Consider the following 20,364-nt stretch of genomic DNA (forward strand, 5'->3'; position numbering starts at 1 on the left):
TTAAGCGTTATAAAAACGCAGATTATACGATAGTTGCTGCATTATGACATGAATCGTCGAGTTTGACGCAGCATAAAGTTTTTCAAGTCATCCAGATAAGTGAAAATGACGGGTACTACTACAAGAGTCAACAGGGTAGAGGTTATTACGCCACCAATAACAGCATGGGCCATTGGCGCACTTTGTTCTCCGCCTTCACCCAAACCTAAAGCTAATGGAACCATACCCATAACCATCGCACTTGTGGTCATTAAGATTGGGCGTAAACGGGTTTTACCTGCTTGTAAAATAGCATCATAACGACTTTCCCCATGTTCCATGGACTTTTTAATAAAGTCGATAAGTAAAATCGCGTTTTTGGTTACCAGCCCCATGAGCATAATGATGCCAATAATTGAAAATAGATTTAGGGTACTTCTAAACAAGAAGAGGGCAAGAAATACCCCAATCAATGACAAGGGTAAAGATGCCATAATCGCAGCTGGGTGAATAAAACTATTAAACTGAGAACCCAACACAATATAAATAAATACAATGGAAAGCGTAATAGCAGTTAATGCATAACCCGCAGACTCGGCCATGTCGGCATTGGCACCTTGGGTATTGAAGGTATAACCGGCAGGCAACTTAAATGCTTTTTGCATTTTATCGATGTCTTTACCGATATCCCCACTTGGGCGTCCCGACGTATTGGCTTGAATGAGTACTTCGCGTTCAAGATCGCGTCGATTAATTTGTGACGCGCCGAGTTTTTCCTCAGTTGTTGCTACCGCACTCAATGGAACTAATATTCGTTGTCCATTTGCACCAGTTTTGTTTGAGTTGAGATATAGGTTTTGCACGTCCTGAGGAAGCATGCGTTTGTATTCATTTAACTGAATATTAACGTCATAGGTTTCGCCGTCACGATCTTCCCACGTTGTGACATTATCGCCTGCAATTAATGGACGAATTGCATTGGCAACTTGAGAAACAGACAAGCCTAAGTCACTTGCCAGCACACGGTTAATATGAACCCCTAAAGTGGGTTTTGGTTCTTTTAATGAGCTTTCTAAATCGACCACACCTTTAATTTTGCCCATTTCAGTCATAAATCGATTTGAAATCTTTTGAAGTTCATTCAGATCAGTCCCTTTAATCGAAATCATGATTGGCTTTTGACCACCAGAAACTGAATCTTGAGCAGCAGCAACGGAGGTAACATGAATACCCGCCACCGTTTGCAAACGATCACGGAACTGATTGTTGAGCGTTGTTAAGTCTGAACTACGCTCTTGTTTTGGTTTTAAAGTCACCCCTAAACCAGCATGGTTTTTACCAGCGTCTATTGTGCTATTTACAACCCCATAGGTAGAAACTACATCGGGGAATTGTCTAATAATTTGGTCGACTTGATGTAACTTAGCTTGGGTATATTCTAAAGAAGCATCGACAGGCGTTTCGAACTGAATACGAATTTCGCCTTTATCTGGGACTGGTACAAATTCGGTTCCAATCAATTTAGATAAACCTAAGGCAGCGATGAGTGAAGCAATCGCGATAATGACTGTAATGAAACGAAAGCGTAGGGCAAGCTTCAACAGCTTTTCATAAATATGGGTAAGGCCATCTAGTAATTTAGAAATATGATTAAAGAAATGTTGTAGTCGACTTTCTTTTTTCTTTACCGGGTCTTTCCAATGCGCTGAAAGCATCGGGTCGAGTGTAAAGCTGATAAACATGGAAATGAGAACAGCTGTACTTACAGTTACGCCAAACTGGTAGAAGAAACGGCCAATTAAACCACCCATGAAAGCAACAGGTAAAAATACTGCCACAATGGTAAGCGTGGTTGCAAGTACTGCTAGCCCAATTTCTTTGGTGCCTTCTAAAGCTGCGGTGACATGGTCTTTGCCGAGCTCTGTATGTCTAACAATGTTTTCTCGAACGACAATCGCGTCATCAATTAACAGACCGATACTCAGTGACAGGGCTAACAGCGTCATCATGTTAATACTAAAACCAAAAGCCCAAATGAAGGTTAATGTTCCAAGTAGGGTAATGGGTAAAGTTAAACCTGTAATGACGGTAGAACGGAAAGAACCTAAAAAGAGTAAAACAATTAAAACTGCTAAGCCTGCCCCTTCAAGAATGGTGCGAACTACATCTTTAATTGAAGCGCGAATACCTTTGGAGCTGTCTGCCACGACTTTATAATTTAATCCCGCAGGCATTTGAGCTTTTAGCTTCTCTAAAGTTTGGTAAGTTTTATCGACGACTTGAATTACATTGGCATCTGAACTTTTTAAAATATCGATAGAGACGGCTGTTCTTCCATTATAAAAAGCACTGGATTGTAGTTCGGCTTGAGTATCTTCAACGGTTGCCACTTGTTTTAGAAAAATAGGGGAGCCATTTTTATTGGCAATAACCAAATCACCAAAGCCAAAAGGATGAATAACTTTTGATTGAATCTGTACCACGAGTTCAGAATTCTTTTGTTGTAAGGTTCCTGCAGGAACTTCTATGTTTTCATTTTTTAGCGTGTTAATGACTTGATCAATGCCAATACCGTAGCTTTGCAATTGTTCAGGATGAACTTTAATTCGAATTTGGCGTTTAGCGTCACCTAGTAAATTGACATTACCTACACCAGAAACGGTTTTAAGCTGCGGCACAATTTTTTTATCTACATACGAACTTAATTGAGCCAAACTCATCGTATTCGATTCAAATACCACCGACATAATTGGGCTGGATGAAGGATCGTAGCGTTGCACAATCGGCGTATCAATTTCATCACGAAATTGAGCGATAACTGGAGCAATTTTGTCGCGGACATCTTGGGCAGCAATTGCTGAAGAGGTATCAAGATTAAACTCAGCAATGACCATCGAAGACCCTTCACTTGAACGTGAAGTAATTTGTTTAATGCCCGAAATGGTATTAATTTGGTCTTCGAGTTTTTTGGTAATATCAGACTCAACCGCTTCAGGTGAAGCACCAGCATATTGCGTAGTGACGACTACAAATGGGAAATCTACATTAGGAAACTCTTCAACCGTCATGCGTTTCCAAGAGGCTAACCCAAGTACCATTAAGCACAGCATCATCATAATGGTAAAAACGGGGTACTTCACACTGATTCGGGTAAACCACATAAGCTATTTGCTACCTTATTTATTTTTTTCGGCTGTAAGCGTCACTTTTTTATTGATATCAGTATCTTCAAACTGGATACGACTTACTTGATCTGTACTTTGTAAACCTTGTACCAAAGCAATGTTTTCATTGTAACGTTGCTCAACTACGTGAATTTTAACCTTTTGAATAGTCTGATTGCGTATTACCCATACGAAAGGATCTTGTTGCAGGTTTTGAATACTATCTAAAGGAATGGTTTGTCCTTGATTGCGATTATTTTGCAAAATAATGCCATTAATGAATGCACCGATACTTAATGAATCAATCGCTTCTTTAGGAGCCGCAAAGAATTCAATTTGACGACTATCTTGGTCTGCTACAGGTGAGACTCGAGTCAGTATGGCGTGTAATTGTTTTGAATTACCCTGAATCTGATATTGAATAGAACTACCGACTTTTAGTGCAGATTGTTGCTCAATAGGCAACTTTGCCTGTATTTCTAATTGATCAGGATTAACGATTTCAAATAGTGTTTGCCCAACAGATACAGTCTGTCCCGGTTCAACTTGTCGTTTAGTAATCACACCTGAAATAGGGCTCGTAATGATACCGTCCCGATCAGCTTTTTTAGCAATATCAACATTGGCTTGTTGAGCTCTAACACTTTCAAGTTGACCCTTATAATCTACTTGACTCTGTTCAAAATCCACACGGGCAATAAAGCCTTGATTGAGTAATCTTTGTTTTCGATTCATTAAATTACGTGCGAGCTCTGCTTGTGCCTGAGCAGAAGCAAGATTAGCTTCTGCCTGAGCTAAACGTGCAGCATTGTCTTGATTATTTAACCTGACTAATACTTGGCCTTTTTGTACTTTTTGACCTACATTTGCATTAACGGATGTTGCTGTCGCACTGACTTGAGCTTGAATAGAACTTTGCTGTAGTGCGCGAATAGTTCCTGTAAAAGCAGTTTGAGCAGCAAGCGAACCTTGTTTTACAGAAATTAAATCTTGAGGAATGAGTTCAATTTTTTTAGGTTCAGATGCTGTTGTTTTTGGTGCTTCTTGCTGATGACATGCAGCCAAAATCAAACTCAGGCTGATCAAGCTTAATTTAAAAAAAGTAGAAGGGGTGAGATGCGTTGTGCGCATACAGCATCATCCTGTAATTCAAATTTTATTTTGCCCCTATTCTTGATAAAGCTGTGCGCTTATTCAAGCTTTTTTAAACGTTCGATAATATTTTCATACTCTTTGTTAGTGCGGTTATAATTTTTTGAAAGTATTTCAAGTGTTTGTTTAACTTTTAAAATGTTAACTAGATTATTTTCAATCAAAGTTTTATGCCTTTCAGGAACTTTTTCACCTTTACGAAAATATTCCATTTCCTGACGTTTAAATAAAATTTTGTCTTGTTGTAACTGATTGAGTTGTTCTTGCTGATAATTCATTTGTTTTTTTATTGCCAATAAAGCTTGGTCTCTTTTAATTACCGCAGTTTTACTATTGCTATATGCTTTTTTTAACTTGTTATCTTCTTCTCTGTACCGAGCTGATAATGCACGCTGAGAGGATTGGTTTAAATCAGCCTCTGAATTATAGGGATGATTTCTTTTAATGACCTGCATATTTTGATCGAGTGCTTCATATCCATAGCGGATATGAGCTGGGGTTACAGATGTGCTGATATTGGCAATGCCATGTTGATCATAATAGCGATACCAGACAGCTTTAGGAGTGTCATTGGCAGCTAAAGTTGGGAAAGATAAAAACAGTGCCCCGCAGGAGGCAATGCCTATAAATACAGACAAGCAGTTCCTATAAAAGGCGTATTTCACCCGCTTATTCATAAAATTCCCCAAAAAAGAAAGCTAAGCCACTTATTTTTAAATAGTTAATCTTAAATATATTAGTTATTATTTAACTGAATAAAAATATTAATATTATAAAAAAAATGATAATTTTTTCGAAAGTGTGATGAGGTTAAAAGTTATTGTTTATAAATGAGAAAGTAGACAAAAACCTTTCATTGAAAATAGAAGTATAGATATGTTAAAAATGCGTATAAATCTGTAAAAACAAATTTAAGTTAAATTGCATTTATATTTTATGTTATGGGGATGGAAGATTAAATGGAAGATGCGTTCCAAAATCTGAAAGTAATGGTTATTGATGACTCAAAAACTATTCGCCGTACAGCAGAAACATTATTGCAACGTGAAGGTTGTGAAGTGATTACTGCTGTCGATGGATTTGAAGCTTTATCTAAAATTGCTGAAGCTAATCCAGATATCGTTTTTGTAGATATCATGATGCCTCGTTTAGACGGTTATCAAACTTGTGCTCTGATTAAGAACTCTCAAAGTTATCAGAACATTCCCGTTATCATGCTCTCTAGTAAAGATGGTCTATTTGATCAGGCAAAAGGGCGTGTGGTAGGTTCAGATGAATACTTGACGAAACCATTTAGCAAAGATGAATTGCTAAATGCGATTCGTAATCATGTAAGTTCATAATTAAGTAATTTAAGGGCAAAGAAATGGCACGTATTCTTATTGTTGATGACTCACCAACAGAAACTTATCGTTTTAGAGAAATTCTAACCAAGCATGGCTATGATGTACTTGAAGCATCGAATGGTGCAGATGGTGTAACTTTGGCAAAAGCAGAACAGCCTGACTTAGTGTTAATGGATGTTGTAATGCCTGGTGTAAATGGCTTTCAGGCAACACGTCAGATTACTCGTGATGAAGACACTAAGCATATTCCAGTGGTTATTGTGAGTACTAAAGATCAGGCAACTGACCGAGTATGGGGCAAACGTCAAGGCGCGCTTGATTACTTGATTAAGCCGATTGAAGAAAAGCAATTGATCGATGTAATTAAACAATTTCTAAATTAACTCATCCATTCATAAAAACATAAATGGCGGGATCTAGACCCGTCTTATAGGATCGAGTATGGCCGCGAACGGATTTATCGAGTTACTTCGTTTGTCTAAACGAGGTAACAAGAATTACGCTTCAGTCCAAAATGAAGCAGAGCGATGGTCAGGAATTGCTTTTGAGATGAGAGGGCAATACTTCGTCGCACCACTTGGGGAAGTGTCAGAAGTAATCTATCCACCAAAATATACACCTGTTCCAAATACCCAAAGTTGGGTAAAGGGATTGGCAAATATTCGGGGAAGATTACTTTCAGTTTCTGACTTGGCACATTTTATTTCAGGGCAACGAAGTTCATTTTCGGCTGCCCAAAAAGTGTTATGTATTAGCCATCACGACCAATATGTGGGGTTGGTTGTTGATCAGGTCTTGGGGATCCAACACTTTAATAAAAAAAGCTTTTTTTCTCAAAGTTTAAACTTGGAGGAAAATTTAAAAGAATATTGCCAAGGTTATTTTCACCAGCACAATCAGCACTGGCATGTCTTTTTATTTAGTCGATTATTGCAAAACCCACATTATATGAATGCATCGACAAAATTTATAAACTAATTTTTATGCTGTTAATAAACAGCGTATTTTTCTGGGGAGAAGCTGTATGGGCTTTAAACTTAAAAAGAAAAGTGGCAATCGTGGTGTAAACGAAAAATCGAATGTCAACTTTGTTGCGAAAATCCAGTCACAAATTGACCAATATGCCAGTTTATTTGGGGAAAGTAAAAAGTCCAAGCCTATCCTTTATGTAGCGTCTGCATGTTTAGTATTAGCTTCAACTTCGCTCGCTTATTTATTTTATAGTGTACCTCGACATAACGAATTAACCCGTAGTATGGGTGAGTTACGTTTATTATCACAAACGATTTCTAGACAGGCTACGGAAGCAACAGCTTCTGGTTCGCCTCAAGCGATGAAAGACTTAATTGAATCGCGTCAAGTTTTCGCCAAAAATATCAAAAATGTCGAAAATATTTATGGCACATCTTCAAAAGAGTATAAGAAAGTAGCGACTCTGTGGAAATCTTTGTCTTATGACGTTGATTTGATTTCATCACAACAGAACGTAATTAACCAGTTATATAATATGAATATCTCGATTAGTGATTCTATTCCTGAGATTCAAGCTGAATATAACTTGATGGTTGATAAGATGGTCCGTGAAAAAGTACCAAGTAGTCAGGTCGTGATTGCTAAAAACCAGGTATTTATTGCGGAACGTATTTTGCGTTCTATTAACTCCGTTTTCGTTGGTACAGAGAACTCTGAAAACTCAGCGCATGACTTTAGTGTCGATATTGAGACTTTTGGTGTGTACTTAGATGCGCAGCTAAACGGAAATGCTGAATTAGGCGTAGCTAAAGTTGAATCCCCAGAAGTGCGTGAATCTTTGGAAGGTATTAAAACTGAGTATGATAAAGTTTTAAAATCTGCCGCGACATCTGTTCTCAAAAATACCAACCAGATCGTAAACGTACGTCAATCATCTAGTGAGATCTTCTCTCAATCTGATGCAATGTTAACTGCATTAGGTGATCTTTCAGAGCAAACACAGTACGGTTGGCAGGCTTTTGCATTAGTTGCGTTGCTTACGTTATCGCTTCTTGGCTTAATTGGTTCTGTCTTAAAGCTTTTATCTCTTCGTAGTAAAGCTGATAAACAACGTGTAGCGACATTACAAGAAGAATATGATCGTAACCAAAATGCGATTTTACGTTTACTTGACGAAATTGCCGATCTTGCAGATGGTGACTTACGCTCATATGCAACAGTATCGGAAGACTTTACTGGTGCGATTGCCGATTCGATTAACTTTGCGATTGACCAATTACGAGACTTGGTATCTCGAATTCATGAAACATCACAAGAAGTTGCTCGCTATACGCAAGATACTCAAAATATTACCAACCAGTTAGCAGAGGCATCTGAGCACCAAGCACAAGAAATTGCAGGTGCATCAACGGCAATGAACGAAATGGCATTGTCTATTGACCAAGTATCTGCGAACGCTTCTGAATCTGCCCACGTAGCACAACGTTCGGTATCTATTGCATCTAATGGTGCACAAGTCGTAAACCGTTCTATTGAGGGTATGGATACCATTCGTGAACAGATTCAGGAAACCTCAAAACGTATTAAACGTTTGGGTGAGTCTTCACAAGAAATTGGTAACATCGTATCGCTCATTAACGATATTGCAGACCAAACAAACATCCTTGCATTAAATGCAGCAATTCAAGCATCTATGGCCGGTGAAGCGGGTCGTGGTTTCGCCGTGGTTGCCGACGAAGTCCAGCGTCTTGCGGAACGTTCTGCTTCAGCAACTAAACAGATTGAAACGCTCGTTAAAACGATTCAAACGGATACTAACGAAGCCGTTATCTCAATGGAACAAACGACAACTGAGGTTGTACGTGGTGCTAACTTGGCGAAAGATGCGGGTATTGCACTCGACGAAATTCAAAAAGTATCGGGTGACTTGGCAAACTTAATTGCGAGCATTTCTGATGCAGCAAAACTTCAATCAGCTTCTGCGAGTCACATTGCTGCAACCATGACAGTTGTACAAGAAATTACTTCACAAACAACAACGGCAACCTTCGATACTGCTCGTTCTGTATCTGAATTGGCGAACATGTCGGAGTCATTACGTGAGTCAGTAACGGACTTTAAATTACCTGACTAAATTGGGGGATGAGAATAGCTATTCTCATAATAGCTATTCTTTTAAAAGTATGAGCAGCGCCAGACAAATATTGGGGAAATAGCTATTTTTCTGGTGTTGACTCTGTAGTTTTCCCCACTCAGGGGGTAAGCAAAAGAAGCCTTTGCTATGAAAGAAATATTAAAAACTTTAACTGAAGCAATGACGCTACCTGAAGATAGCTATTCTGAACAAGATGCTGAGTTTCTTGACATTTTCGTCGAAGAAATTGAAGAAATTTTTGTTGATTTGCAACCATTGCTAAATGAATGGATGCAGTCTGAGAATACTGCTACGCTCACTGAAATTCGCCGCCATTTTCATACCTTAAAAGGTTCTGGAAGAATGATCGGTGCTAAATCTTCAGCTGAGCTTGCTTGGACAGTTGAAGATACGCTCAATCGAGTAATCAATCAAAGCCTTAAGTTGACTCCAGCTATCCAGAGCTATGTTCAGTTAGTGTTTAAGTTCTATTTCCTTAAATTAGTAGATAACTTTAAGCAAAAAAGAGCACATGCAGTAGATTTTAGACCGCTTATTTTATTAGGCCAACAACTACAACAACAGCAAAGTTTAGAACCTGCTTTAGAAGAGCTTTTACAACTTTCAAATACGCTTACTGCTGAAACAGTAACTGGACTTGAGCTAGATTACATCGAGCAAGATTCATTAGTTGAGCCAATCACTCAAGATGCACATACTGGAATTGAAATAAATCTAGATGAAACTTTGACCTTGTTTATGGAAGAGGCGGAGGAGCATTTAGCTACAATTCACCAGTTCTTAGATCAAGAGCTACACCAGTATGAGAGCTATAATGCTTTAATACGCGCGCTACATACTTTACGTGGTAGTTCTGCAATGGCGCAGGTCGAAACAATTTTTGACGCCAGTACCAAAGTTGAGCACTTATTTAAAATACTACTGCAAGAAGAGCTTTCTTCTAACTCAGATGAGATTTTATTATTACAACAATATCGTGAGTTTATTAGAGATAGCTTAGAACTGCTATCTAACCGTAGTTCAAGTGAACAGCTTGAAGCGAGATTACAACAGTTTAATCAATCATGGGATGCTTACGTTGAGCAACATGGTGATCGAACAGATCCATTAACGCCGTCTCATGGCTTGGTATCACAATTATTGCTGTTAGATGTCTCTGAGCTACTAGATGCAGAGTTAGATTTTGAGAAGGGAATTCGTAATGAATTTCCAAGCTATCTTGAACGTCTAAGTGAACAGGCTGACCTGTTGTTACAACATACACACTCTCAAGCAATGCTTGGTTTGCATGAATATACTAGCCAACTGAAAGAAAGCTATGATGTATTGCTTGATAAACCTATGTTATTGCAATCAGACTATATTTTTGAAATTTATCAAAAAGCGCATCAACAGCTTATTCAATTGTTCGATGCCTTGGCTGCTGGTCAGCGAGTCGGTATTGTTAAGCAACATCAAAGTATTCTAGAAGAATTAAAACTTTATACGCTACATACTCCGAGCATTCAAAACGATCTGTCTCAGCAAGATTCTACTTTTGATGAGTCACTATTCAGTATTGAATTAGAGACAGAAGTTCCAGAGGTTGTTACTGTAGAGAGTCTACCAGACTCTGCTGACTGGACTGTATTAAGCCAAAGTGTACAGCAAGATCGCCAGTATATTTCCTCTACACAGGTAAATCGAAACTTTGATGCTGACCTTTTAGATATCTTTCTTGAAGAAGCTGATGAGCTACTTGAGGGAATTGATACCGATCTCAATATTTGGGTCGGTGAGCAAGAAAACTTTGCAGCCCTGAATAATCTAATGCGCTATTTGCATACCTTGAAAGGGGGAGCAAATATGGTTCAGGCGACTTATCTTGGTTCAATTACCCATGAATTAGAAAGTGTATATGAGCGTTTAATTCAAAAGCAGTTAGTTGCAACTTCACCTCTAATTGATTTTATTCGTTTGGTCCAAGATGACTTGGCTGACCGTCTGCAAATCATGCGTGAACAACAGCTAGATTATGCAGCTCCTTACACCATTAACGCGTTAAAACAAGCGGGTAAAAACTCTAACTTCCAACCTCTACCAATGGTTGAAGCACTTGATACTGAAAGTGAGATATTCTCTGAACAGGAGCTGATATCTGAAGTATTAATCGATGAAAGACCGGCAGAAATTGAGCCTGTTCTTGCAGAATTAGAAGCTCATCATGATCAGGTATTTGATACTGTTGTTGCTGAGTTAGCTACGCCAGTTGAAGCAATAACATCTGTTACATCATTGCAAGAGAATGAAGCGGTAGTTGAAGAACAGGATATTACGGCTGTTGTTGAGCAGACATTCCTAGAAGAAGCTGCTGAATTGTTAGAAATGGCTGGTGTGCTATTGAAACAATGGTTTGAGCAGCGTACAAACCGTAGTATTTTGCTTCAATTACAAAGAGCTGTGCACAGTTTAAAGGGCGGTGCACGAATGGTCGGTTTAGAAGCCGTCTACGCGATTGCCTATCAACTTGAAAATACTTTTGAACAATTTGCACTGCATCACTTCAACTCGAATATTTATGACCATTTGCTCGAAAGTGCAGTTGCATGGCTAAAAGATGCTATTTTCAAGCACAACTATCAGCATTTCGATGGATTACAGCAAAGTTTAGAAAATATTCAATTCTTTGAAACGAATATCCAAATTCCGGCTAAGTTAACGAAAACTGATTTGTTTAGCTCAGAACCTGTGATGACCTTTATACAAGGTGATGGTACAGAACCACCGCCAATGATGGGCGTATGGGAGCAAACAGAACGTCTGGATCAGAACAATGAAATGATCCGTGTTTCAGCAGACTTGATCGAGAAGATGATTGATTTGTCTGGTGAGAACTCGATTAACCGTTCACGAATTGAAATGGATTTGAGCCAGTTTGGTCATACCTTGGTTGAAATGGAATTGGCTATTCAACGACTTGCCGATCAGTTACGTCGAATGGAAGGCGAGTTAGAAACACAGATTATTGCCAAACATGGTATTGAGCATTCTCGTTATACCGACTTTGACCCTTTAGAGATGGACCAATATTCATCTTTAAATCAGTTATCGAAATCTCTTGCTGAATCTGCATCGGACTTAGTCGACTTTAAAAATACGTTATCTCACAAGATCAGAGATACAGAAAGTCTTCTCTTACAACAGTCACGAATTCAGGCAGAAATTCAAGAAGGTTTGATGCGAACACGACTGGTTCCATTTTCGCGTTTGTTACCGCGTTTGCAGCGAATTGTGCGTCAGACATCTACCGCATTGAACAGACCTGCTGAGCTTTTTGTAAATAATACAGAAGGTGAGTTAGACCGGAACATTTTAGAACGCTTAGTGACACCGCTTGAGCATATGCTTAGAAACGCAATTGACCATGGTTTAGAAGACCGAGCACAGCGTCAACAAGCAAATAAACCGGAAGCAGGGCGTATTGAACTTAACATTCAACGTCAAGGTACAGATGTTGTCGTTGTCTTTAGTGATGATGGACAAGGTATTGATGTTGAAAAAGTGCGCCAGAAAGCACTACTCGCGGGTCTGATCAAGTCCGAACAAGTCTTGGAACAGCAAGACATTTTACAGCTGATCTTCCATCCGGGTTTAAGTACTGCAGAACAGATTACTCAAATTTCTGGGCGTGGTGTTGGACTCGATGTCGTACAAAGCGATATTAAGGCTTTAGGTGGACATGTTAGCGTTGACTCTGTTTACGGTAAGGGAACAACATTTACTATTCGTGTACCGACCACTGTAGCTGTAAGTGATGCCTTAATGGTGAAAGTAGCAGATCAGCAATTTGCGATTCCACTTGCTCAAATCGATCGAATTGTTCGAGTTTCGCCAGCTTCTTTAGAGCAGTATTTTGAAAGTCCTAAAGAACTATTCGAGTATGAAAATAAACGTTATCCATTACGTTATCTTTCAGAATTTGTGGGTAATCAACCAATGCCACGTCTAAATGGCATGATGTATTCATTACCTGTCTTAATGATTAAAGCCAATAATGGCCAAACAGTGGCTTTGCTTGTTGACCAGTTAATTGGTTCTCGAGCACAAATTGTAGTGAAACCAATTGGTCAACAGTTCGCTAGCATTGGGGCAATTGCAGGTGCCACTATTTTAGGTGACGGACAGGTTTGCTTAATTTTAGACGGACAAAATATTGCGCGACAAATTCAGTCTACACCGCGTCATAAGCAGCTTAATGAAGCAGTATATAGACAACGTGAATCAGACGAACGCCGTCTCGTTATGATTGTCGATGACTCAGTAACTGTACGTAAGGTAACGTCCCGATTACTTGAACGCCAAGGCTACGATGTTGTTACGGCTAAAGATGGTGTTGATGCCATAGAGCAGCTAGAAAATATTAAGCCAGATCTAATGCTACTTGATATTGAAATGCCACGTATGGATGGTTTCGAAGTACTTAATCTTGTACGACATCATGATATGCATCAATACATGCCAATTATTATGATTACATCCAGAACAGGTGAAAAACATCGTGAACGAGCATTCTCGTTAGGTGTAAGTCAATATATGGGTAAACCTTTCCAAGAGGAAGAGTTACTAGAGAATATCGATGCTTTACTTGTAGCTTTTGAAAGCGAGGTCAAATCATGAAAGGTAGTGTAAATACATCTTTGATCGGTAATATGGACCAGCAAGAGCTACAGCATCTTATTACGGTTTCAACTGGTTTTATTGATGCCTATATCATTGAATGTAATGATCAGGTACCTATGCTGTTGCCCCAAAATATTGTGTTATCCGCTATGGACGTAAGAAATGGCGTAAAACATATTGAGTGGCATGATGTAAAGCTCCCTATCTACTCAGTCCATAACGAAACTGATCAATATGCTGTAGCACTGGTTATTGAAGGGGAAGATATTAGTCAGCGTTTTGCATTAATGTGTAAAACAATGCCACTTTCTGTTCGTCTACGTATTTCTGAAATTGTCGATGAAATAGATGAGCATCAGGAAGCTGAACAGCATCCAACAGTATTTAAATATGTGCGAATGCAAGATCGACGCTACCATATACCGAACCTAGAATATATTGAAAAAGCGCTAGGTTTATAAAGAAAAAAGGAACTCAAATGAGTTCCTTTTTTATGATGACTAAATAATATATTAATAATACTAAAAGATGGATTTTTATTTTTTAAAATATCTAAATTTATGGCTATATTTTTATTATATAAATTCAAAAATTTTACTCGAGATTAAATTTATAAAAATAAAAATTCTGATGTTTGGAAGAATTAAATTAATTGCGTAATTTATTATATTTAAATACAATATATTTATTGATATATAATGACAAATATAGTGACTATGGATATTGCTTCGATTAAAAATTTCATCCAAAAAAATAAAGTAAGACATTTATCAAATAAAGTTCTACATACCCATCCCTCACCTAAAATGTGGAAAACAGATTTAAAGGAAGAAGAAAATAATTACTTTTTATTAAATACAGATGCTCAATATAAGTCTATAAATTTATATTTAGGCATTCCATATTGTATTCCTACTGATCCACCTCATTGTGGATTTTGTCTTTTCCCAACACAAGACTATAAAGGTAAGCGGGAAATGGACTTTTATCTGGATTTTTTAAGTAGGGAAGCCCACTTATATAAAGAATTTTATCAAGGAGCTACGCTTGAAAGTTTGTATGTAGGAGGAGGTACACCTAATTTACTTCAGCCTAATGATTATATAAAACTGACTAAGGTTGTATCTTCTCTTTTTCCCGATGCTGGTATATCTAGCCCTATAGAAATGACATTAGAAGGTATCCCTCAACTTTTTAATGAAGATAAAATAAGAGCAATTAAAGATGCAGGTTTTAACCGTGTCAGTATGGGAGTACAACAGGTTAATGATGAGTTAATCGCTACAAGCGGTCGAAAACAAACGAGAAAGCAGGTTTTTGATGCAATTGAACTGTTCCATAAGTACTCTTTATCTTGTAACGTCGATTTGATCTATGGCTGGCCAAATCAAACAGTTGAGGCAATGCTAGGAGACTTGGAAAGTATTGTTCAATCAGGAATAAAACATATTACACACTATGAGCTTAATATTGCTGGTCGTTCTGACTTTGCGACAAAACAAAAGCAAAATACGCCCTCTATTGAGAAGAAAATTGAAATGTATAACATTGCTAAACAGTTCTTAATAAGCAAAGGCTATAAACAAAAAACAGTATATGATTGGGAAAAAGAAGATAATAACCAATTAATTTCAGAGAAATATTTATATGAAGATAACCTTAGAGACTGCTTAGATGCCAATGGCCAAAGTAAAATGACCACAATGAGTGGATTAGGTTATGCAGCCGTTAATATGAGACTGCAACCTAACTCATCAAGCATTAAATCTGTTTCAGCAATGAATCATCGAAACTTAACTGAATACTACAATGCAATATCTTTAAATAAACTTCCTGTTGAACGTATGTTTGTTCATGATCTTGAAGACGTAAAATTAATTTGGATATTTCAAGCATTACAGGAAATGAAAATTAACACCAAAAAGTACGAGAAAATTTTTAATAGTGATATTAAACTCGATTATAAGCCTATTTGGGATGCATTAGCTGAAGAAGGTTGGGTAGAGCATAATGATGAATATATTAAACTTATTAATGAAGGCGAGTTTTATACTCCACTTATTCAGGCATTATTAAGTCAACCTAGAATAAAATCTTTGCAACAGTAGAAAATAAATGTCAATTCATAAAGAGCTGCATATTTTAAAAACAGATGACCATGGCGAGTTTGCTTTATGGGAAATTGCTAAAAGCGAAAACACTCTGATAAAAAAAGAAGCAATTTTCTTATCTCATGGTGCTTTTTCAGACAAGACTGTTTGTATGGGTATTGCAGATTATTTGGCAAATCATGGGTATATCTGTTTTATTTTAGAATGGCGAGGGCACGGTACAAGCCCAAAAACAGATATTCCATTTAATTTTGAAACTGTTGCGTTATATGAATATAAGACTGCATTTCATTATATTTATCAAAATTTTAATATCGCCTCTTTACACTGTGTAACCCATAGTGGCGGAGGTTTATGCTTAACAATGTTCTTGATTAATTATCCAGAATATTTAAAGAATATCCAAAGTATTACTTTTATAGCTTGCCAAGCATTTGGGGCAGTAAATAACTCTTTTGACTTTATTAAACTTTTTTCTGCAAAACTTGTTGTTAAAAGTCTAGGCCAGATACCAGCTAATAAATTTAAATTAGGACGAGTAAATGAAAGCTACTACACCATGCGACCTTGGTTTAACTGGAATTTAAAGCAAAATTTTATGAGTGAATTTAAAAATATTGATTATAAAAAACATATGAGCTCTATTAGAGTCCCAATATATTCTATTAGCGGAACTGGCGATAAATTTATTGCACCAGTTAAAGGATGTTATAAATATTTAAAAGCTTTTGAAAATCAAGATAACGTATTTCGTGAATTTGGTTACTCTAATAATAACTTGGAAAATTATTCCCATAGCCGAATTGTTTTAAGCCAAAATGCTGCTAGGGAAGTTTGGCCCACTATATTGCAATGGATAGATAAGAACTCAAAAGAAGTTCTATAAAGAGTATGAAAATAAATTTAAATTATCCAGATTAATAAATAAGAATCCTATTTTAAGATTTTTAAACAATGTACTCACAGTTTAAAATAATAAAAAGCACCCTAAAGAGGATGCTTTTTATCTAGTCAATGATCTTCAATATTTTAAGCAAGTAAGTTTTCTAAAATTTGCTCATAAATATCAGTTAAAGGATCAAGATCGTGTACATCCACATGTTCATTAATTTGATGGATAGTTGCATTTAGAACACCGAGTTCTAAAACTTGTGCACCTGTTGGCGCAATGAAACGCCCGTCAGACGTACCGCCACTAGTCGATAGCTCAGTTTCAGTGCCAGTTACATTTAGAATAGCAGTTTGAGCAGCATTAACTAATTCACCTACTGGAGTCAAAAATGGCAAACCAGATAAGTTCCAGTCAATCTCATATTGCAAACCATGCTTATCTAAAATTTCATGCACACGCTGTTTCAGCTGTTCAGCTGTAACTTCTGTTGAGTAACGGAAGTTAAAAGTAACTTCTAAAGTACCTGGAATGACGTTGGTTGCACCAGTACCTGAATGAATATTCGAAATTTGGAATGAAGTTGCAGGGAAATATTCATTTCCATTGTCCCAAACAGTTTGGCATAACTGTGCTAGGGCAGCCGAAGCTTCATGAATTGGATTGCGGGCTAAGTGAGGATATGCCACGTGACCTTGCTTACCGCGAACATGTAGTACGCCATTTAAAGAACCACGACGGCCATTTTTGACAATATCACCTAATTTACTTGTACTTGATGGCTCACCGACCAAACACCATGTAATTTTTTCATTACGCTCTTCAAGTGTTTCGATAACTTTAACTGTACCGTTAACAGCAGGGCCTTCTTCATCTGAAGTAATTAAAAAAGCAATTGAGCCCTTATGGTTTGGATGCTTTGCTACAAAGCGTTCAGATGCGACCACCATAGCTGCCAACGCAGTTTTCATATCAGCTGAACCACGACCATAGAGTTTACCATCACGAATTTCTGGTGCAAATGGGTCTGAATTCCATGCTTCTAAACGGCCTGTTGGAACAACATCGGTATGTCCTGCAAAACAAAACACAGGCCCTTCAGTGCCGCGTCGAGCCCATAAATTATCGACATCTCCAAAGCGCATAGGTTCAATATGAAAACCAGCTTTAGCTAAACGGTCAGCCATAATCGTTTGGCAAGTATGATCAATAGGAGTAACAGAAGGCTGTTGTAAAAGTTCTAAACTAAGCGAGAGAGTGTCTGAGTGGTTCATACCGGAAACTACATGATGAGTAGGTGAAATATAGTCCGATATAATAGGCGAATCTCTAAAGGTTGGGTATTTAAAAATAAAAAAACCTTATCGAAGTGATAAGGTTTTCCGAAGCTGTGCATAACTTACATTTTATTCTCAGTTTTTTGTGCGGTATTACTTACAGCATCACCAGCTTTAGAGACATCTTTACCAAAACCCTTGAACGTATTACAGCCAGTTAATACAAATGCAATCATTACAGACGCGACTAAAACTTTTTTCATCATTTTCTCCGTTTAAATTTAATAATGAAGTAAATTTAGATTAAAAAACAAACGCAAAAAGAAACATGACTATTTAATAGTAAAAACGTTATAAATTGTTTCTATAAGCTCATACCTACTTGTAAAGCGGCATTTTTTCGTCGCTGTTGAGTCCTAAGCTTAAGAGAAAAGGATGTCTAAACATATAAAACTGAGTGTTCTCAGTGTTTCTATAATATAAACCGTCAGTCCACCAATAAGCAGTGTTTGAGCTTGCTTGTTTATTAGGGCAAAGCCATTCATGTCTCTCTAGACGATAAAAATTAGAGTTAGGAATCACTGTTCCCCAAAATCCGAGACGACGGGTTGAATTTACCCAGTCCGGAATCGATTGGTCTTGAGCTGAATTTAAGGGAAGGTAGAGCTGACCTTTTAGTACAGCAAAACGCTGTTGAACTTTAAAACCTAAAGCTTCTGAAAACTGAAACTGCTTATCGGTAAAGTGATAAAGCTTTTTACTCAAAGTATCTTCTCTGTTTAGGCCAATCCACTGTTCTAAATTTAATTGACCTTCACCCAAGTAATATTTTAGGGCAACTTCCCAATGTTCAACTTGTTGAGTTTCTTTATTTAAAACTAAAAAATCGAGCTCTCCTAAAGTTTTTGCACCCTCGATTTTTTGAATACTATAACCTAATAACTGATAAGAATGATATTGATCTTCTTGTAACCAAAACCAAAGTAAATTTTCAAAACGTAAGCCTAAGCGTGTGCTTTTCAGCCGAGACATAAACTGAAGTAAAGGTTCTGGTGTTTCATCGAGTTGTTTTAAACGTGGTAAATAGTTCTGAAAATGTTGTTCCCAAATCTGATCAGGGTGTAATTGAAAGTTATGCTGAATAGCGAGACTTTGGGGAAGATGACAAAGTAAATTGGGACTAGCAATAGTAAATGCTAATTGCCTTACCATTGGATGGTTGAACTGTAGCCATGGCTCAAAATAGGATGTTTTAACTGAAGCAATATTCATACATTTAGTACTCGAAATAATTCATCCCAATTTCATGGTCGATCAACAAAACAATACCAGAAAAACACTTTATACTACGATCAACAATAGCTTAAGGTTTATATATGCGAACATTGTTTTGGCGAACTCTGGTCGTGATTTTTATCACGCTTGGTATTATTGGAGCAATTTTACCAGGCATGCCGACAACAGTGTTTCTTATTCTGGCTGCTTGGGCTGCCTCAAAAGGATGGCCTCAGATGGATGCATGGCTATTAAAACATCCAAAATATGGACCAACTCTACGTGACTGGCGAGCCAATGGTACGGTACCACGTAAGGCAAAATGGATTGCAAGCATTATGATGACCACAAGCGGTATTTTAATGCTGTTTACCTCTGCGCCATTTTGGGTGAAAGTTTTCACCGATACTACCATGCTAGTTGTTGCAATTTGGTTATGGCTACGCCCTGAGCCAAAAATAAAAGATTGATAATCTTTTATTTTTGGCGCAAGACAAGCGGTGAAACTGTGCGTAGATAAAAGAGGATTAATAATCTTTTACTTGCGATGTAAGACAAGTTTCCCATTAATTTTTATTAAAGCTCAAAATAGAGTTGAGTTTATATAAGAGAAGAAATTCCATGTCCCAATTTAAACTTGAAGATGCAGATATTCTTATCGATTTAGCAAACCAAACTTTAAGCCTTCCTAAACATAATAAGTTTTACGTAGTTTCTACAGGTAAGAATGGAATAGGGGAACAAGAAAATACCGGCAAAACTCCACGTGGATGGCATCGTGTTGCCCAGAAATTTGGTATGCAGTCCCCTAAAAATGCAGTTTTTATTGCACGTAAGCCAACAGGCGAAGTTTATAGCAGTGAACTCGCTACACAATTTCCAGAACGAGATTGGATATTGTCACGCATTCTTTGGTTAGATGGTTTAGAAGAGGGCTTTAACAAAGGAGATGGGCACGACACTATGCAACGTTATATCTATATTCATGGTACTCCTGATAAAGAACCAATGGGTGTTCCAATGTCACATGGATGTATTCGAATGCGTAATGATGAAATCATTGAATTGTTTGATTTAGTCCCTGAAGATGCTCTTGTTTATTTGTCTGAACAATCTTTAACCTAAATTGTGATTTTAAACATTCTTGTTTTATTCGTCGAATGATCAAAATATTAAAATAAGTGCTTAAATAAAATACAAAAAATTGTTTTTTACTTAATAATGACTTATTTTTAATCATTCATTCGCATTTTTTTGAAAAGTTGTCGAAAAGCGTTTGACACCTGTTAAAGATTCTCTATAATGCACCTCACAAACGATGAAGACGTTAAGGGCGCTTAGCTCAGTTGGTAGAGCGTCTGCCTTACAAGCAGAATGTCGGCGGT

16 protein-coding genes are annotated in these 20,364 nt (G+C 37.5%); 10 read left to right on the forward strand and 6 right to left on the reverse strand.

Going from position 1 to position 20,364, the window contains the following annotated elements:
- Window positions 1-41 precede the first annotated feature (41 nt).
- The 3 genes from RMA95_RS06030 to RMA95_RS06040 are packed head-to-tail and all read right to left on the reverse strand — an operon-like array spanning window position 42 to window position 4,972.
- On the reverse strand, window positions 42-3,140 hold the full coding sequence (locus RMA95_RS06030) for an efflux RND transporter permease subunit (protein ID WP_311069886.1): 3,099 nt from the start codon (window positions 3,138-3,140) through the stop codon (window positions 42-44).
- 15 nt (window positions 3,141-3,155) lie between these two features.
- Entirely contained in the window at window positions 3,156-4,274 is a 1,119-nt protein-coding gene (locus RMA95_RS06035; RefSeq protein WP_311069887.1) for an efflux RND transporter periplasmic adaptor subunit, read from the reverse strand.
- 59 nt (window positions 4,275-4,333) lie between these two features.
- Window positions 4,334-4,972, reverse strand: coding sequence for a hypothetical protein (locus RMA95_RS06040; RefSeq protein WP_311069888.1), 639 nt, complete (start codon window positions 4,970-4,972; stop codon window positions 4,334-4,336).
- Between the two features lie 282 nt (window positions 4,973-5,254).
- Here RMA95_RS06040 and pilG point away from each other — a divergent pair, with 282 nt between their 5' ends.
- The 8 genes from pilG to RMA95_RS06080 all read left to right on the forward strand — a co-directional run bounded on the left by pilG (window position 5,255) and on the right by RMA95_RS06080 (window position 16,424).
- Window positions 5,255-5,638 carry a twitching motility response regulator PilG gene (gene pilG / locus RMA95_RS06045; RefSeq protein ID WP_263614517.1) on the forward strand — a complete coding sequence of 128 codons (384 nt, stop codon included), beginning with the start codon at window positions 5,255-5,257 and terminating at the stop codon, window positions 5,636-5,638.
- A gap of 23 nt (window positions 5,639-5,661) precedes the next feature.
- Window positions 5,662-6,024: a PleD family two-component system response regulator gene (locus tag RMA95_RS06050; RefSeq protein ID WP_004705774.1), complete on the forward strand. Its 363-nt coding sequence runs from the start codon at window positions 5,662-5,664 to the stop codon at window positions 6,022-6,024.
- A gap of 58 nt (window positions 6,025-6,082) precedes the next feature.
- The gene (locus RMA95_RS06055; RefSeq protein WP_263614516.1) at window positions 6,083-6,619 is read left to right on the forward strand and encodes a chemotaxis protein CheW; all 537 of its coding nucleotides are present in this window, start codon (window positions 6,083-6,085) and stop codon (window positions 6,617-6,619) included.
- A 46-nt stretch (window positions 6,620-6,665) separates the two neighbouring features.
- Window positions 6,666-8,747, forward strand: coding sequence for a methyl-accepting chemotaxis protein (locus RMA95_RS06060; RefSeq protein ID WP_263614515.1), 2,082 nt, complete (start codon window positions 6,666-6,668; stop codon window positions 8,745-8,747).
- 147 nt (window positions 8,748-8,894) lie between these two features.
- The gene (locus RMA95_RS06065; protein ID WP_311069889.1) at window positions 8,895-13,424 is read left to right on the forward strand and encodes an Hpt domain-containing protein; all 4,530 of its coding nucleotides are present in this window, start codon (window positions 8,895-8,897) and stop codon (window positions 13,422-13,424) included.
- Complete coding sequence (locus RMA95_RS06070; RefSeq protein ID WP_311069890.1) at window positions 13,421-13,888, forward strand: hypothetical protein; 468 nt, start codon at window positions 13,421-13,423, stop codon at window positions 13,886-13,888. Before RMA95_RS06065 ends, RMA95_RS06070 begins: the two co-directional genes overlap by 4 nt.
- Window positions 13,889-14,125: 237 nt before the next feature.
- On the forward strand, window positions 14,126-15,535 hold the full coding sequence (locus RMA95_RS06075; RefSeq protein ID WP_311069891.1) for a radical SAM protein: 1,410 nt from the start codon (window positions 14,126-14,128) through the stop codon (window positions 15,533-15,535).
- Window positions 15,536-15,542: 7 nt separating this feature from the next.
- The gene (locus RMA95_RS06080) at window positions 15,543-16,424 is read left to right on the forward strand and encodes an alpha/beta fold hydrolase (RefSeq protein ID WP_311069892.1); all 882 of its coding nucleotides are present in this window, start codon (window positions 15,543-15,545) and stop codon (window positions 16,422-16,424) included.
- Window positions 16,425-16,567: 143 nt separating this feature from the next.
- Here RMA95_RS06080 and dapE read toward each other — a convergent pair whose 3' ends face one another.
- From dapE to RMA95_RS06095, 3 genes are all read right to left on the reverse strand, one after another.
- On the reverse strand, window positions 16,568-17,701 hold the full coding sequence (gene dapE / locus RMA95_RS06085; protein WP_263614511.1) for a succinyl-diaminopimelate desuccinylase: 1,134 nt from the start codon (window positions 17,699-17,701) through the stop codon (window positions 16,568-16,570).
- Window positions 17,702-17,826: 125 nt separating this feature from the next.
- A complete protein-coding gene (locus RMA95_RS06090; protein WP_002051109.1) occupies window positions 17,827-17,970 on the reverse strand; it encodes an entericidin A/B family lipoprotein in 144 nt (47 codons plus the stop codon).
- A gap of 112 nt (window positions 17,971-18,082) precedes the next feature.
- A complete protein-coding gene (locus tag RMA95_RS06095; RefSeq protein WP_311069893.1) occupies window positions 18,083-18,976 on the reverse strand; it encodes a DUF1853 family protein in 894 nt (297 codons plus the stop codon).
- A gap of 104 nt (window positions 18,977-19,080) precedes the next feature.
- Between RMA95_RS06095 and RMA95_RS06100 the strand changes: the two genes are divergently transcribed.
- Together RMA95_RS06100 and elsL are read left to right on the forward strand one after the other, a co-directional pair.
- Window positions 19,081-19,449 (forward strand): YbaN family protein, encoded by a 369-nt coding sequence (locus RMA95_RS06100; RefSeq protein ID WP_311069894.1) that lies wholly within the window; start codon window positions 19,081-19,083, stop codon window positions 19,447-19,449.
- A gap of 151 nt (window positions 19,450-19,600) precedes the next feature.
- Entirely contained in the window at window positions 19,601-20,104 is a 504-nt protein-coding gene (elsL, locus tag RMA95_RS06105; RefSeq protein WP_263614508.1) for a cell wall-recycling L,D-carboxypeptidase ElsL, read from the forward strand.
- The last annotated feature ends 260 nt before the right edge of the window (window positions 20,105-20,364 follow it).

Source organism: Acinetobacter sp. V110_1 (genome assembly GCF_031798975.1).
In the GTDB taxonomy this organism is placed as follows: Bacteria; Pseudomonadota; Gammaproteobacteria; order Pseudomonadales; family Moraxellaceae; genus Acinetobacter; species Acinetobacter nosocomialis_A.